At 54.7% G+C, this 14,563-nt stretch carries 15 protein-coding genes; 1 reads left to right on the top strand and 14 read right to left on the bottom strand.

From position 1 onward, the window contains the following. Positions 1-28 precede the first annotated feature (28 nt). The 11 genes from mtaB to rsmI all read right to left on the bottom strand — a co-directional run bounded on the left by mtaB (position 29) and on the right by rsmI (position 10,545). Positions 29-1,300, bottom strand: coding sequence for a tRNA (N(6)-L-threonylcarbamoyladenosine(37)-C(2))-methylthiotransferase MtaB (gene mtaB, locus ABFZ83_RS12520; protein WP_411816889.1), 1,272 nt, complete (start codon positions 1,298-1,300; stop codon positions 29-31). Between the two features lie 68 nt (positions 1,301-1,368). Next, entirely contained in the window at positions 1,369-1,788 is a 420-nt protein-coding gene (locus ABFZ83_RS12515; protein WP_411816888.1) for a flagellar biosynthesis repressor FlbT, read from the bottom strand. 267 nt (positions 1,789-2,055) lie between these two features. Beyond that, positions 2,056-2,475: a flagellar biosynthesis repressor FlbT gene (locus ABFZ83_RS12510; RefSeq protein WP_411816887.1), complete on the bottom strand. Its 420-nt coding sequence runs from the start codon at positions 2,473-2,475 to the stop codon at positions 2,056-2,058. Positions 2,476-2,823: 348 nt separating this feature from the next. After that, positions 2,824-3,915 carry an LPS export ABC transporter permease LptG gene (gene lptG, locus ABFZ83_RS12505; RefSeq protein WP_411816886.1) on the bottom strand — a complete coding sequence of 364 codons (1,092 nt, stop codon included), beginning with the start codon at positions 3,913-3,915 and terminating at the stop codon, positions 2,824-2,826. Continuing rightward, positions 3,912-5,093 carry an LptF/LptG family permease gene (locus tag ABFZ83_RS12500; RefSeq protein ID WP_411816885.1) on the bottom strand — a complete coding sequence of 394 codons (1,182 nt, stop codon included), beginning with the start codon at positions 5,091-5,093 and terminating at the stop codon, positions 3,912-3,914. The genes lptG and ABFZ83_RS12500 overlap by 4 nt, the downstream gene beginning before the upstream one ends. 125 nt (positions 5,094-5,218) lie before the next feature. Then, positions 5,219-6,184: a hypothetical protein gene (locus ABFZ83_RS12495; protein ID WP_411816884.1), complete on the bottom strand. Its 966-nt coding sequence runs from the start codon at positions 6,182-6,184 to the stop codon at positions 5,219-5,221. 11 nt (positions 6,185-6,195) lie between these two features. Next, on the bottom strand, positions 6,196-7,413 hold the full coding sequence (locus tag ABFZ83_RS12490; RefSeq protein WP_411816883.1) for a glycosyltransferase family 4 protein: 1,218 nt from the start codon (positions 7,411-7,413) through the stop codon (positions 6,196-6,198). 161 nt (positions 7,414-7,574) lie between these two features. Beyond that, on the bottom strand, positions 7,575-8,519 hold the full coding sequence (gshB, locus tag ABFZ83_RS12485; RefSeq protein ID WP_411816882.1) for a glutathione synthase: 945 nt from the start codon (positions 8,517-8,519) through the stop codon (positions 7,575-7,577). Positions 8,520-8,567: 48 nt separating this feature from the next. Beyond that, entirely contained in the window at positions 8,568-9,110 is a 543-nt protein-coding gene (locus ABFZ83_RS12480) for a BON domain-containing protein (protein WP_411816881.1), read from the bottom strand. A gap of 102 nt (positions 9,111-9,212) precedes the next feature. Next, the gene (locus tag ABFZ83_RS12475) at positions 9,213-9,590 is read right to left on the bottom strand and encodes a YraN family protein (protein ID WP_411816880.1); all 378 of its coding nucleotides are present in this window, start codon (positions 9,588-9,590) and stop codon (positions 9,213-9,215) included. Next, positions 9,580-10,545, bottom strand: coding sequence for a 16S rRNA (cytidine(1402)-2'-O)-methyltransferase (rsmI, locus tag ABFZ83_RS12470; protein WP_411816879.1), 966 nt, complete (start codon positions 10,543-10,545; stop codon positions 9,580-9,582). Before rsmI ends, ABFZ83_RS12475 begins: the two co-directional genes overlap by 11 nt. Before the next feature lie 90 nt (positions 10,546-10,635). On the opposite strand from rsmI, the gene ABFZ83_RS12465 reads away from it, so the two are divergent. Then, positions 10,636-11,976 (top strand): penicillin-binding protein activator, encoded by a 1,341-nt coding sequence (locus tag ABFZ83_RS12465; protein ID WP_411816878.1) that lies wholly within the window; start codon positions 10,636-10,638, stop codon positions 11,974-11,976. A 72-nt stretch (positions 11,977-12,048) separates the two neighbouring features. Here ABFZ83_RS12465 and dut read toward each other — a convergent pair whose 3' ends face one another. From dut to atpD, 3 genes are all read right to left on the bottom strand, one after another. After that, positions 12,049-12,531, bottom strand: a complete 483-nt coding sequence (dut, locus tag ABFZ83_RS12460) for a dUTP diphosphatase (RefSeq protein WP_411816877.1) — start codon at positions 12,529-12,531, stop codon at positions 12,049-12,051. A 119-nt stretch (positions 12,532-12,650) separates the two neighbouring features. Then, positions 12,651-13,046 carry a F0F1 ATP synthase subunit epsilon gene (locus tag ABFZ83_RS12455; protein WP_411816876.1) on the bottom strand — a complete coding sequence of 132 codons (396 nt, stop codon included), beginning with the start codon at positions 13,044-13,046 and terminating at the stop codon, positions 12,651-12,653. Between the two features lie 6 nt (positions 13,047-13,052). After that, a complete protein-coding gene (gene atpD, locus ABFZ83_RS12450; RefSeq protein WP_411818835.1) occupies positions 13,053-14,471 on the bottom strand; it encodes a F0F1 ATP synthase subunit beta in 1,419 nt (472 codons plus the stop codon). Positions 14,472-14,563 lie beyond the last annotated feature (92 nt).

Genomic DNA, 14,563 nt, shown 5'->3' with positions numbered 1-14,563 from the left:
AAAGGGCGGCTTTTTTCGTGGATGCCGCTCATGACAATGGCCTAACGGCTTGGCCCAACAGGCTTTCACCATCGCGGCCTGTGATCTCTACCTCGACCAATGCGCCCACCGCAGCAGATCGGTCGCCCAGAACCACCGGCGCAAAATTACCCAAACGCGCGCGTCCGCCGCTTTCCTGAATGGCGATGTGCCGGGTGCCGATCAACCCATCAAGAAAGGCAACGAGGTTTTCATGCCCCGCCGCGCGCAACCGCGCCGCCCGCTCCTTGATGATCTTCCCCGCCACCTGCGGCATACGGGCCGCCGGCGTGCCCTGTTTCGCGGAATAGGGAAACACATGAAGATATTGAAGGTTCGCCTCTTTGACGATGTCGATAGAGCGCTGGAACATCGCCTCGGTTTCCGTGGGGAAGCCGACAATAACATCCGCGCCCACCGCCAAGTCCGGGCGTTTCGCCCGCACCGCAGCGCAAAGCTCAATCGCTTGTTCGCGGCTATGGCGGCGTTTCATCCGCTTTAAGATCATATTGTCGCCGGCCTGAAGCGAAAGATGAAGATGCGGCGCGACCCGTTCGTCCTCGGTAATCCGTTCAAAGAGCGCTTCGTCGATTTCTGCGCCATCAATCGACGAGAGCCGAAGCCGGTAAAGCGCCGGGACCCGATCCAGCATCGCGGCAACCAGATCGCCCAGCCGCGGCGTGCCGTCGAGATCCGCCCCATAGGACGTAATATCAACACCGGTCAAAACGATCTCCCGGTGCCCCGCATCGGTCAGGCGCTTGGTCTGTTCAATGACCTCTTCAACCGGTGCAGATCGGGAATTGCCCCGCCCATAAGGAATGATGCAGAACGTGCAGCGATGGTCGCAACCATTTTGAACCTGAACAAAAGCACGGGCCCGATCGCCATATCCGTCGATCAACTGCCCCGCAGTCTCCCGCGCTGACATGATGTCATTGACCTGCATCACCGGCGCAGGATCATTCGCCAATTGCTGCCACTGATCGGCTTCAAGTTTTTCCTGATTGCCGATGACCGCAGTCACTTCGGGCATTTTGTTGAACGCATCCGGATCAACCTGCGCGGCGCAGCCGGTTACAATCACCCGCGCATCCGGCCGGTCACGCTTGGCCCGTCTGATCCGCTGACGCGCAGTCCGAACAGCCTCATTCGTCACCGCACAGGTATTCACCACGATTGCATCGTCGCAACCGGCTTCAGACGCCAGGCGACGCATCATTTCGCTTTCCGCCGCATTCAAGCGGCAACCGAGCGTTATGAAATCAGTGGATTTAGCCATGCGGCGCTATGTGAGGCATCATCGCCCCAAGCACAAGGTTGGGGCATGAACTTCCTGTGCAAAACCTGCTATTCGGCGGCTTTTTTCAACAGTTCTGGGTGCGGATCGGAATCCGCGTCGGGATTCACCACGCGGTCGGCCAATGCTTCTTGCCGCAAGGCGCGCATGACTGAATAAAAGTCGTGATTTTCGACATATTCGCTAATTTCGACCTCAGGAAGGAACTCGCGGGTTGCCCTGATCGCAACCGACAGGATCGACGCCGCTTCGACATTGGTGATCTGCCCCGCAACCGCCAGTTGGGCGATGTAATAGGTTCGTTTTACGGGGGTCGTGGCTTCTTCAGGTCTCAGGGCATCACGGACGCGAAGAATATTTGCCCCGTCCGTTTTGATGCGCAAACGCGTGTTTCGGTCCCCATTTTCAACTAGAACGCCATTGATTAGCAGCTCCTCTCGGGGCCGCAATTTAATGATTAGGCCAGCCATTCGTTCTGCTCCCGGAAAGACTGAAGTCTTTATTCTAGAGCGATATTCCACTCATGCGTGCGCATATTTAACCACACAACCCGATTAATCGCAACCTGAATTGCGTTTTTCACAACTTTACTTGTATTATACTTAGGACAGGTAATGGCAGGCCGAGATTTACTTAATCGACACTCGCCCAACAGCGCCAATTTAAATAATAAATACCAATTTTTTTATGCGCCGCATTCTGCAACGAAACCATCCTGGCCGGCACCCGACTGGCGGTTAACTGGCTGCTTGCTTCAACAATTCCGGGTGCCAATCGGAGCCCGTTAAAGGATTCCCGTCGCGCTCGGCCAACGCTTCTTGCCGCAAAGCGCGCATGACAGAATAAAAGTCGTGATTTTCGACATATTCGCTAATATCTGTCTCAGGCAGGAACTCGCGGGTTGCCCTGATCGCGACCGACAAAATCGAGGCCGCCTCGTCATTGGTGATCTGCCCTGCAACTGCCAGTTGTGCGATATAGTAGGCTCGGGTCACCGGCGTTGTGGCTTCTTCGGGTCTCAGCGCATCCCGTAGTCGCAAGACATTAGCGCCCTCTGTTTTGATCCGAATGCGCGTATTTCTTTCCCCGTTTTCAATGAGAACGCCATTTATCAATAGCTCTTCGCGCGGACGTAATTTTAGAATTAAGCCAGCCAATTATTGCCCCCCCCAGCCTTATACCGATGCATTTTCACCGAAAGACTGTCTACCTATGCGTGCAAACGCACATTACACGCTCGTAATAGGAATGCAATAAAAAATTGTAATTATCTCAACTATACACCCTGTTTTCTGAGACTATCAAAATAAAGAATAGTACACACACCCTAATAATTCAGGACAAAACCCGCACGATTTGGACGGGACAAAAATTTTTATTGTGTTTTTCGCAACTTTAGATGCGAAGATTTAGAATATAAACTGCCATGAACCATAGAAATGAAGCCAAATACGGGCCAGCCGTGAAGCATTCTGCTGGAGGGCGAAATCGTTAGTACCAGCGCACTAATTCTCCATCGAGAGGATAATCGAAAAGCCCACCACCATGAAAATAGCGAGCGGGAAAAACGCGCCAATGATGGCCGGCACTACGCCGAGCGCCCCAAGGGCCAGCGCAAGGTTCTCGGCGACGAAATACGCAAAGCCCAATGCCGCGCCCGTAACCGCACGCATCAGCAATACGCCCTGGCGGTGAACGCCAAAGCCGGCGATTGCCCCCAGTAACGGCATGACCAGCGTCGCCATTGGCTTTGAAAAGCGCCCGAGCAAGGATGTCATTGGCGCGCGCGTATCGGCCCGGTCTTGGTTGAGCTGGTTTATTTTTGCGGCGAGTTCAGGGATCGTTGTTTGATCTGGCTCAAGCGTCATCGCAAACAGAAGTTCCGGGTCCAAACTATTGGTCCAGATGACGGTTTCCGACGCGGCGGCCTGCGTCGTTTCCGCATCTAGCTCCCGCGCACCAAATAACCGCCACGCACCCTCTTCATAACGGGCAATTCGGGCGGTGATCGTGCCGGTAATGATTCCATCATCATTAAGGTCATAGATCGTCACGCCGGACAACAACACCGCACCATCAACCCGGACCGCACTATCGGCAGCAATGATTTCACCATCATAGCTGATGCGAATATCCGTACGGGTATCGCTTTCGGGCGGCAGGCCGACGGCGTAGTCATTGACCTCCCAATAATCGAGGGATTCCGACGCCTTGACCGTGACCAATTCATGGAAGGTGAAATGCGCCAGCGTGATGATTGCGCAGGAAACCCCAAGCGGGAACAAGACCCGGTGCACAGACATTCCGGCCGCACGCATAATCGTAATTTCACTGGTATGACTAAGCCCCGCAAGGGTTAGAACAATCCCGAGCAATGCGGCAAAGGGGGTGAATTGGCTGACGATCTGGGGCGCACGCAACGAAATATAGCGCAGCATAGAATCCATGCCGGCCCCTTCGGCGCTGAGAATATCATCGGACCGGTTCAGCAAATCCAGCATTTGCAGGATGATGACAAAGAACACCAACAAGCCCAAAAAGCGGATTGCAAACATCCGCCCCACATAGTGCATAAAAGTGTTCTGCATGGTGATCATTGGCTAGGCTCCGCTGCGGAACCCGCGATCCGGATTGTTTCATCGGCCCGCCGTGACATCACCCGCGCCGAGCGCGCCTGATCGATCGAGCCGGAATAAAGAATGCCGGATACCAGCGTGAAGGCAAAGAACACACCCCACATGGAAACAAATGGCGAAAGCTCACCGTCGGCGGCCATGACCTTGCCCCACTCTTCCAGAACCTCGTGATAGACAATCATGATCGCGACCCCAAGCACAGGTTTCAGGTTCGACGCCCGGCGGCGGCCCGTTACGCCCATTGCGATCGCCAGAATCGGCAAGACCAGAAAACTGAGCGGATGAAGAATGCGCCAATGGAGGCCGCTGCGATAATCATTGTAAAGCTCGGATGATTGCGGCGTTTCATTTTGTAAGAGCCGAACAATTTCGTCAAAGGTTGCTTCGCGCTCGTCACCGCCGCGCGCCCGGAAGACCCCAATCGCCGGAAGATCGACCTCCAGATCGAAACTATCGAAATTAAGCGTCTGAATCCGGTCGCCAAGCTCATTGATGATGACCTGCCGACCATCTTGCAATTTGAGGAGCAACGATGTGATTTCCGGGGTCGTCGAAATAGCGCCATAGCGCGCAGTGATGATTGTCTTGCTGCCGTCACTGCTGCGGCGTTCGAGGAAAACGTGATTGGCGTCACGGGTCGCGGGGTTAATTTCGGCCAACCGGATCGTCACGTCATCGCTGATATTAATAAATTCACCGGCGGGAATTTTTATCCCGAGGGCCCCGCTGGTCACGTCAAAGCGGATTTGTTGATATTCATAGCGGGCGAATGGCTGAATGTAGGACACCAACAGGAAGTCAAAGACCATCAGGACGAACATGAGTCCATAAATGGGGCGCAAGAGCCGCCCGAAAGAAGCCCCGCTGGAGCTGAGCGCATCAAGCTCGCTCGACATCGAGAGATTGCGGAAAGCCAGCATAATCCCGAGAAACGCCCCAAGCGGCAGCGCAAGCCCCAAATAATGCGGGATCAGGTTCGCGAGCATCTGCCAGACGACGTCAACGGGCCCTTGTTCAGCCAAAACAAAGTCGAAAAGGCGCAACATATGCTCAAGGAGCAAAAGCGCACCAGCAACGCATAACGCCAAAATCAAGGGCGTCGCGACGGCGCGAAGAATGTAGCGATCAATAAGATGCATAGGTGAGAACGCACCCGCCCGGCAAAGTTAAAATTAGCTGCCGGTTTGCCGACAGTCTTTAAGATCAAGCGTCTGTAGCGAATTCCGGGCCAATTCGGAAGGCAAAGACGCAAAAACACCCAATATTAAACTTGCGCCGGCCGCAATCCCGTTCGGGCTAAATGCGCAGTCGCAAAAAACATGAGAATATTGAATATCTGGGAAAGGCCGGCCTCTGCAACTAACATCCCCGCTACTGCCGCTTCGGGGGCACCAACAATCGGCGACAGGCTGAGCGCCGCGCCGAGATACACAATATCCTGATTAGGCAGGAACGGCACCCGGCTCAGCACCAGTTGCATCGCAATAAAAGTCATCCAGGCCATGATCGGCGCGCCCGGCAACGCCGCCGCATACATGGCCGCATGCAATAAGATGATCAGCGCCTGCCGCCCGCTATGAACCCCGATCAGCTTTGGCATCACCCCTTTGGGCAGCGCCATCAATTTATCGCGAAAAACCATCACCAGGACCGACAGCGTGGCCGCCGACAAAAATGCCAGTCCAAATAGCCAGCCAGCGCCGGGAAAGGCTTCGATCCCGGCCTTCAACCCGCCGGTCACCGCGAGCAAGACCACGAGAATGACCGTCGCCGCGTTAGAGGTAAATGCCGAGAGCAAATTATTGTCTTTGACACCGATAAGAATTTTCCGGTTCGACAAAGACAGACAGCGCCGGGCCCAAATCGTCAAAAACGCTTCGCCGGAATACCCCATCACGGCGAAATTATAAACGCGCTTTCGAATGAACACGAAAAAATGCCGAACCAGCGGCTGGGACCAGACAATTTCGTAAATGGCGATTTCCGAAATCGGCAGGGCAAGAAAACGCAAAAGAAAAAAGAAATAAAACCACGGCGATTCCGGTAAGGCGTTGATGACCTCCAGCCAGCCAACCTGGGTCAGCTTGTGCAGGAGATAAACGACAATCAGCCCTAAAAGGGTGTACTGAATATATTTCAGCGCTTTTTGAACATCATCGCGCTCACGCAATATGCGCCACTGATCGCGCAATTTTAATGCCGTGGATTTCATTGTCTGCGCGATCATCATTAACCGGGATCTTAGGCGACGCGCTGTTGAGAGGTCGCGCCCAGTTCTTGTTTGGCGGGTTTTGATGGATCAAAACTTTCGAGCGCCTCGAAATAATGCCCCACCAATTCGGCCAATACTGCATCCCAACTGAAACGCTTACTATGCTCGCGCGCGGTTTCGCCAAAGCGATTGCGCAATTCCGCATCCTTCGCCAATACGGCCAGTTTTTCCGCAAAGCCTTCTGCGTTCGGGGCCGCCAAAAAGCCGGTGGTGCCATCCTTTATCAGCGATTTGCTACCCGCAGCGGCCGCACCAATCGAAGGCAAGCCAGACGCCATTGCTTCCAAGGTCACATTCCCAAAGGTCTCGGTAATGCTTGGGTTAAAGAACATATCCGCACTCGCATAAGCACGCGCAAGATCTTCACCCTGAAGATATCCGGCAAAATGCGCATCCGGTAGCTGCTTTGCAAAGCTTTCCCGTTCCGGCCCTTCGCCTACCACAAGCGGTTTCAGCGATGGGTAGACTTTCCGTGCGCGATTTACCGCGTCCACAAAAACGTCAATCCCTTTTTCAAGCACCAGACGGCCCACAAACGCAACGACCACATCATCCGTCTGGAAACCATTCTTTTCGCGCCAGGCGTAATCACGTTTATTCGGATTGAACAGATCACCATCGACACCACGGGTCCAAAGGCGAATGTCACGGCCAATCCCATCTTCGCGCAGCTCGTCCGTCATTGATTGCGACGGCGCATAAACATGCTCACAGCGATTATAGAAATAACGCAGATATTTGGTCAGATATTGCTCTAGCCAGCGCATATTGTAATAGCGCGGATAGGTATCAAATCGGGTGTGAAACGACGCGACGGCGGGGATCTTGTTTTTACGGGCAAAGTTCAGTGCAAACAGACCCGAATAGTCCGGTGCCGCAATATGAACGAGATCCGGCTTGAATGCCTCCAGACGGCGCTTGGCCTCACCGCGTGGGCCAAAACCGAAACGATATTCACTGCGCTTTCCGGGAAAAGCGAGTGAGGGCACCGACAGCAAGGTGCCTGAGTGATCAAAGGCAGGCTCGCGCGAAGTCGGCGCAAAAACGAGAACCTCGTGGCCCATCCGCTCGAGATAGGCAACCAAGGTGTTCAGTGCCCGGACGGGGCCATCCATGACGTAATTATAATTGCCGGAAAAAAGGGCGATCCGCAATTTGCGGTCAGAGTTCGGTGAATGCGCATTCATGATTTCGCTCGGGACTGCTTTCCTGGCCTTTATCGTCGTCAATCGGCGCGGTGCCTAACCCACAGCCTCATTTGTTCACGCCTGATACATTGCCGTTCAGCCTCGGAAAAGAGCACTAACTGACGCGGTGATCAACTGATGAACGACATCGCCGAGCGATTTTAACCCTCGCGTTGCCCTTCGGCCCAATCCCAAAGCAATGACGAAATATCGGCTCCGCCAAATTTACGCACTTCTTGCACACCGGTTGGCGAGGTTACATTAATTTCCGTCAAATATTCGCCGATTACGTCAATACCGACAAATACCAGACCACGCTCCGCGAGAACCGGCCCGATCCGGTCACAAATCTCCTGATCCCGTTCCGACATTTCGACCGCTTCTGCGCGGCCGCCAACATGCATATTCGAGCGGGTTTCACCCGCCGCCGGAACCCGGTTGATCGCGCCAACAGCCTCGCCATCCAAGAGGATGATCCGTTTGTCGCCCTTGACGACGGCGGGAACAAATTTCTGGGCGATAATCGGCTCGCGATAGGTTTCCAGAAACATCTCAAGCAATGAATTAAAGTTTCCGTCATTAGGGGCCATACGGAACACACCGGCCCCGCCATTGCCGTAGAGCGGTTTGATGATCACATCACCATGCTCTTTGCGAAACTCGCGGATCGCCAATTCATCACTCGTAATGAGCGTTGGCGGTGTCAGATCTTTAAACTCGGTCACGAAAAGTTTTTCCGGCGCATCCCGAATAGAGCGCGGATTATTCAGCACAAGGACGTCTGGCACCAGGCGCTCTAATATCTGCGCTGCCGTAATATAGGCCATATCAAATGGCGGGTCCTGACGAATAAGGACCACATCAAATTCATGGAGGTTTATTAGCTCCGCAGGACCTAACGTGACATGCTCGCCCTGTTTTCGATCAAGATGCTCAACTTTGCGCGCCCGCGCAGAAACAACACCATTATGAAGCTGAAGCATCGCGGGCTGATAAACCCAGATTGAATGACCGCGCCCAAAGGCCTCAAGCGCCATGTCAAAAGACGTATCGACATTAACATCTACCGCTTCGATTGGGTCCATCTGGATGGCGATCTTCAACATTCTAAAAAACCTGAATTATACTATCGAATAAGAACTTATGCTGGGGTCTTACTGCACTACGCTGCGCAGGGATACATAGCTCACGACTTTTTCAACGCCGGCCACAGAGCGCGCGAGCTGGAGCGCCTGATCTAGCTCTTTCTGACTTCGGGCCGCGCCCAATAAATAGACGACAGCGCCTGAAACGGCGATTTTATAATCGCTGCTGGTGACGACGCCATCACCGATCAGTCTTGCCCGCAAAACCTGATCGATCCGCGTATCCTCGAAGCCCTGCCCGAAAGAGGTCTTTTCGGCGATTTGAACCTCGTCGATCACTTCCTTGATGCCGTCCGCTTTCCAGGCATTTTCAATCAATTTGATGCGGCCCTCTTCGGACAACATCGTACCGGTCAGCAATAAGCGCCCCTCATAAAGGGTAAGATCGACATCGCCATAATCATGTGTCCGATCCGCAAAAAGGACGCTTTTCAAGGACGCATTCCCAGACAGGTCAGAAAAGCTTTGATCAAGAGAACGACTGGACGCACATGCGTTCATCGCCAGCGCGGCGAACAACAGGGCAATACGGGACAGAACGGAATTCATCATGGGAAGGCTCCTTATCAGGCGACCGGAACACTCAGGGCGCATCCGAAACGATCTTTACTGCATGGGCTTCTTCGGCAGTTTAGAAAACCGCGTCATCACCCCCTAAAACTCATCACGCCACGCATCTTTCACGTGGCAAACCCGCCAGCGCGCAATGGCGATGATATCGTATCGGACGGCGCACTGCGCAAGGCCCTGATGACGCGAAAGGAACAGGCCCGCCGCGCGGCCAATTCGGCGCTGGTTTTGGGGCGTGACTGCCGCAATCGCAAGCGACACATCGCGGCGCGCTTTCACTTCGGCAAAAATCAAAAGCGAACCGCGCCGGGCGACGATATCGATTTCGCCAACAGGGGTGCGCACCCGCTGGGCAAGGATCGAAAAGCCTTTGAGCCGCAAAAACAACGCTGCCCAAATTTCCGCAAGACGGCCACCCCGCTCCGCTTGGCGGCGGGCTTTGCTATTTTGCCTATTTGCCATCTTTGAGTTCAAGCGCCCGGCTATAGGCCTCTTTGCGCGAAATGCCTAAACGCTGTGCGGCCTCGGTCGCCGCCTCTTTGACGCTCATGCGGGTCAGGGCGTCGGTCAAAAACGCATCGATATCTTCAGGGCCTGCCGCCATCGCCTCCGGCGGGAAGACGACAATCACGATCTCGCCCTTAGGCGGTTTTTCCGCATAGACCTGCGCAAGATTTAAAAGCGTATCCTCGCGAAACTCTTCGTGCATTTTCGTAAGCTCGCGCGCGACAACCCCGCGTCGGTCACCAAAGCTTTCGGCCATGGCCGCCAATGCCGGGCTAAGGCGAGACGCACTTTCGTAAAAGATCAAGGTCGCATCAATGCCCGCCAGCGCATCGAGCAATTTTTTCCGCGCCCCCTGTTTGGACGGCAAGAACCCCGCAAAATGAAATTGATCGCTGGGCGCGCCCGCCGCGCTTAACGCAGCAATCGCCGCCGCAGCACCGGGAACGGGGAATACCCGAATACCCGCATCGCGCGCATCCCGCACCAGCTTATAACCGGGATCAGAGATCAGCGGCGTACCGGCGTCAGACACAAGACAGATTACCGCCCCTTCGGCGAGGTTTTTGAGTATCCCCGGCCGAACCCGGCTCGCATTATGATCGTGATAGGGCATCCGCTTGGTATCGATCCCATAAGCGGCGCAAAGCTTTGCGGTTTGCCGCGTGTCCTCACAGAGAATGAGGTCAGCGGCCTTTAAAATCGCCACTGCCCGATAGGTTATGTCAGCAAGATTGCCAATTGGCGTTGCTGTCACATAAAGGCCGGGTTCTGGTGATATGTCCTTACCGATCATCAGATTAGGCATGAACGGTGCGGCGTCTGGCGTCAATCCAGTATTGGGCCAATATCGGGCTGGTCGGGCATCGGTCAGTATTGCCAGAACATTACGGGTCGGGGCCACGCTGGACATTTACGTAGCCACCAGCCGCCGCTAATGTCGCCCGCCTAGGGTTTTACGGTCGAACAGGCCTTGAGGGGCTCGGACGAGGGAAAATATCGAATGCGATTGACGACATTTGTGAAGACGAGTTTGGCGCTGTTCCTGATTGGTGCGATTGCCGCCTGCGCCAGTGACGCCCCGCCCCGCACCGGGCCGACAATCGCTGAACCGGCCCAACCGGAATTTGAAGATCGCGCCCCTATTCAGGATGATTATCGCCAGGAAGCCGAACGTTATGATCGTCGCGCTTTCGTTCGTCCGCCGCATATGGGCGACGAAGACCCTATTCGCGTTGGGCTTTTATTACCGTTTTCCGCAGACAGCGAAGCCGCGCGCCGTGTCGCCTCGGCGATGTTTGACGCAGCGCAATTGGCGGTTTTCGACGCCGGCGGTGAAAACTTTCTCCTGATGCCGAAAGATACGCGCGGGAATGCCGAAGGTGCCGCCGCCGCAGCGCGCTCTGCGCTGACGGACGGTGCGGACATCGTTCTTGGACCGCTATTTTCCGAATCCGTAGAAGCGGCCTCTGTGGTGACGCGCGCTGCCGGTAAGCCAATGATCGCGTTTTCATCGGATCTAACGGCAGCGGGTAATGGCGTTTATCTTCTTAGCTTTCCGCCGGAACTTGAGATTGCCCGTGTTACCGAATTTGCCATGTCGCAAGATTTGACGCGGTTCGGTGTTCTTGCGCCGCGTACGAATTATGGCGACCGCGTTTCCGGGGCGTTCGCCCAAGAAGTCTTTACCCGCGGCGGCGTCATCGTTCACGAAGAGCGGTATGACCAAGACCCGGATGCGATGCTTGCACCGGCAAAGCGACTTGCTCAGTACTCGATGGAAATCATTCCGGTCGAAATGCGCCATGATTACGAAGCCAATGGCGACACACCGCCACCGGAAGAAGCTGGTTACACACAAGGCTATCAGGCAGTTTTGATGCCGGAACAAGGCACGCTTTTGCGCGCGCTTGCGCCGCTATTGCCCTATTACAATGTTGATATTAACCGCGTGAAAATTCTCGGTGTATCGAGCTGGAACAATCCACGCCTGACGCGGGAACCGGCCCTTCGTGGCGGATGGTTTGCCGGTCCGGACCCAGAGATCACCCGCAATTTTGAAAACCATTTTGGGGGCGCATTTGGCTCGCCGCCGCCACGGCTTGCGTCCCTTGCCTATGACGCGACATTGTTGTCGGCGCGCCTGGCCGCAACCCATCGCCGTCGCGGTACGCCGTTTACGGATGAAGCGATCACCGATCCGAATGGCTATTTCGGTGCGGATGGTTTGTTCAGGCTAAACCCCGACGGCACGGTCGAACGCGGTCTTGCGATTTTGGAAATTCAACCGGGCGGCATCAAAGTGATCGACCCCGCACAGCGGAGTTTTGCGCCGGGCTTTTAGGACGCGCGAACAAACGCAAAGTCAAAAAAAAGCGGCCCGTTGAGGCCGCTTTTTTATCGAAACTTTTTTGGCTTAAACGCCGGTCGAGCCAAACCCGCCCGCACCCCGGACGGTTTCATCAAGCTCCTCAACCTCTTCGAAGGTGGCTTGGAAAACGGGCGCAAAAACCATCTGGCCGATCCGGTCGCCACGATTGATCGTAAAATCCTCAGCACCATGATTGATGAGAATGACCTTTAACTCGCCGCGGTAATCCGCATCGATGGTGCCGGGCGCGTTAACGCAGGAAATACCGAACTTCGCCGCTAAACCTGAACGCGGGCGCATCTGCGCCTCCCACCCGGGCGACATCGCAATCGCGATCCCCGTGGGCACCATATAGCGCTCGCCGGGTTTGAGCGTAATCGCCGCCTCGACCGCCGCCCGAACATCGCAGCCTGCGGCCAGTTCGGTCTCATAGCGCGGAAGATCAAGCCCCTCCCCATGAGGTAACCTTTTGATTTGCACGACCAAATTACTTTGTGCGGGTTCATGTTTTAGGGCTGTCGCGGACATTTTCGGCTCCGATATCATGCTTTGATTTTGCCGATTATCGCCTGTTCGCAAAAGAAATTGGGGATTTCTTTTCCCAAATGGCGCAAAAAAAAACGCGGCCCGAAGGCCGCGTTTTGATCTTATAGAGCCGCCTCTAATTCCCTGAGGCTTGTGAGCGACTGGTTCGCCGCTAATCGCTTTGCATCGGTGTCCGCATCGGCAAGGTCTTCCTCAGCATCTTTGATACGCTGAGCAATTTCCGCGGCATTGAGATCTTCTGATGCAATCGCTTCTTCGGCCAAAACCGTCAGGCCAGCAGGAGAGATTTCAGCGAAACCACCACGGACAAACACCCGCTTCTCATTTGAACCATCGAGAATACGAACCATGCCCGGTGCCAATGTCGTCATCAGCGGGGAATGGTTCGGCAGAACACCGATCCATCCCTCTGTGCTCGGAATATCGACCTGATCGACCTCAGCCGAGATCAGTTCCTTTTCCGGCGACACTAGGTTGAAAGGGAGTTTTCCAGCCATGGGTTTTTATGCCGCTTCCGCTGCGAGACGTTCAGCTTTTTCAAGTGCTTCGTTGATGTCGCCGACCATGTAGAACGCTGCCTCTGGCAGGTGGTCATAATCACCAGCAACAAGACCTTTAAAGCCTTTGATTGTTTCAGAAAGCGGAACCAGCTTACCCGGTGAACCGGTGAAGATTTCCGCAACGAAGAATGGCTGTGACAAGAAGCGCTCAACCTTACGGGCGCGCGCAACAACCAGCTTATCTTCTTCTGAAAGCTCGTCCATGCCGAGAATTGCGATGATGTCCTGAAGCGCTTTGTAACGCTGCAAGATACCCTGAACGTCACGAGCAACTTCGTAATGTTCGTCGCCAATGACGCGCGGATCGAGAATACGCGATGTTGAATCGAGCGGGTCAACCGCAGGGTAGATACCCTTTTCAGAAATCGCACGGTTCAAAACGGTCGTCGCATCAAGGTGCGAGAACGATGTCGCCGGCGCAGGGTCGGTGAGGTCGTCCGCAGGAACGTAAATCGCCTGAACCGATGTAATCGATCCTTTTGTTGTTGTGGTAATCCGCTCCTGCATCGCACCCATGTCGGTTGCGAGTGTTGGCTGATAACCCACCGCCGAAGGAATACGGCCGAGAAGCGCAGACACCTCTGAACCGGCTTGTGTAAAGCGGAAGATGTTATCAACGAAGAAGAGAACGTCCTGACCTTCGTCACGGAAGTGCTCCGCAACCGTCAGACCCGAAAGCGCAACACGCGCACGGGCTCCGGGTGGCTCGTTCATCTGACCGTAAACAAGCGCCGCTTTTGAACCTTCGCCGCCGCCTTCTTTGTTCACGCCGGATTCGATCATCTCGTGATAGAGGTCGTTCCCTTCACGGGTACGCTCACCAACACCAGCGAACACAGAATAACCACCATGCGCTTTAGCGATATTGTTGATCAGCTCCATGATCAAAACGGTTTTACCAACACCGGCACCACCGAAGAGACCAATTTTACCACCCTTCACATAGGGGCAAAGGAGGTCAACAACCTTGATCCCGGTTTCGAGGATCTCTGATTCCGTTGACTGCTCGATGAATGGCGGCGCTTCTTGGTGAATTTCGCGCTTCGCCGTGTGTGGGATCGGGCCCATCTCATCGACCGGCTCGCCGATCACGTTCATGATGCGGCCCAATGTGCCGTCACCAACAGGAACAGAAATCGCATTGCCAGTATCGACAACTTTCGCGCCACGAACCAACCCTTCGGTTGAGTCCATCGCGATGGTGCGAACAGTGTTCTCACCGAGATGCTGAGCAACCTCGAGAACGAGCCGTTGCCCATTATTGTCAGTTTCCAGCGCATTCAGAATGCCCGGCAAGTCGCCATCGAACTCAACGTCCACGACCGCACCGATCACCTGGGAAATTCGGCCTTCGTTGCTCATATTTTCGTCCTTCGCCTTTAAACGATCTTCACTCTGGTACCGGGCTGTTATCGTCTTGCCTTCAAAACGATGCCCGTCGTTAATAATGTTTG

This window comes from Hyphococcus formosus, assembly GCF_046736345.1.
GTDB lineage: Bacteria > Pseudomonadota > Alphaproteobacteria > Caulobacterales > Parvularculaceae > Hyphococcus > Hyphococcus formosus.
The sequence above is the reverse complement of the archived record's forward strand: the minus strand, read 5'-3'. Positions and strand labels throughout refer to the sequence as shown.

What these genes read in the sequence shown, in the direction of transcription:
- ABFZ83_RS12475 (WP_411816880.1), bottom strand. Translation starts at nt 9,590, where the DNA reads ATGGCAAATAGGCAAAATAGCAAAGCCCGCCGCCAAGCGGAGCGGGGT.
- gshB (WP_411816882.1), bottom strand. Translation starts at nt 8,519, where the DNA reads ATGTTGAAGATCGCCATCCAGATGGACCCAATCGAAGCGGTAGATGTT.
- ABFZ83_RS12465 (WP_411816878.1), top strand. Translation starts at nt 10,636, where the DNA reads ATGCGATTGACGACATTTGTGAAGACGAGTTTGGCGCTGTTCCTGATT.
- atpD (WP_411818835.1), bottom strand. Translation starts at nt 14,471, where the DNA reads ATGAGCAACGAAGGCCGAATTTCCCAGGTGATCGGTGCGGTCGTGGAC.
- ABFZ83_RS12455 (WP_411816876.1), bottom strand. Translation starts at nt 13,046, where the DNA reads ATGGCTGGAAAACTCCCTTTCAACCTAGTGTCGCCGGAAAAGGAACTG.
- lptG (WP_411816886.1), bottom strand. Translation starts at nt 3,915, where the DNA reads ATGATCACCATGCAGAACACTTTTATGCACTATGTGGGGCGGATGTTT.
- ABFZ83_RS12480 (WP_411816881.1), bottom strand. Translation starts at nt 9,110, where the DNA reads ATGATGAATTCCGTTCTGTCCCGTATTGCCCTGTTGTTCGCCGCGCTG.
- ABFZ83_RS12495 (WP_411816884.1), bottom strand. Translation starts at nt 6,184, where the DNA reads ATGATGATCGCGCAGACAATGAAATCCACGGCATTAAAATTGCGCGAT.
- ABFZ83_RS12515 (WP_411816888.1), bottom strand. Translation starts at nt 1,788, where the DNA reads ATGGCTGGCCTAATCATTAAATTGCGGCCCCGAGAGGAGCTGCTAATC.
- ABFZ83_RS12500 (WP_411816885.1), bottom strand. Translation starts at nt 5,093, where the DNA reads ATGCATCTTATTGATCGCTACATTCTTCGCGCCGTCGCGACGCCCTTG.
- dut (WP_411816877.1), bottom strand. Translation starts at nt 12,531, where the DNA reads ATGTCCGCGACAGCCCTAAAACATGAACCCGCACAAAGTAATTTGGTC.
- ABFZ83_RS12490 (WP_411816883.1), bottom strand. Translation starts at nt 7,413, where the DNA reads ATGAATGCGCATTCACCGAACTCTGACCGCAAATTGCGGATCGCCCTT.
- rsmI (WP_411816879.1), bottom strand. Translation starts at nt 10,545, where the DNA reads ATGTCCAGCGTGGCCCCGACCCGTAATGTTCTGGCAATACTGACCGAT.
- mtaB (WP_411816889.1), bottom strand. Translation starts at nt 1,300, where the DNA reads ATGGCTAAATCCACTGATTTCATAACGCTCGGTTGCCGCTTGAATGCG.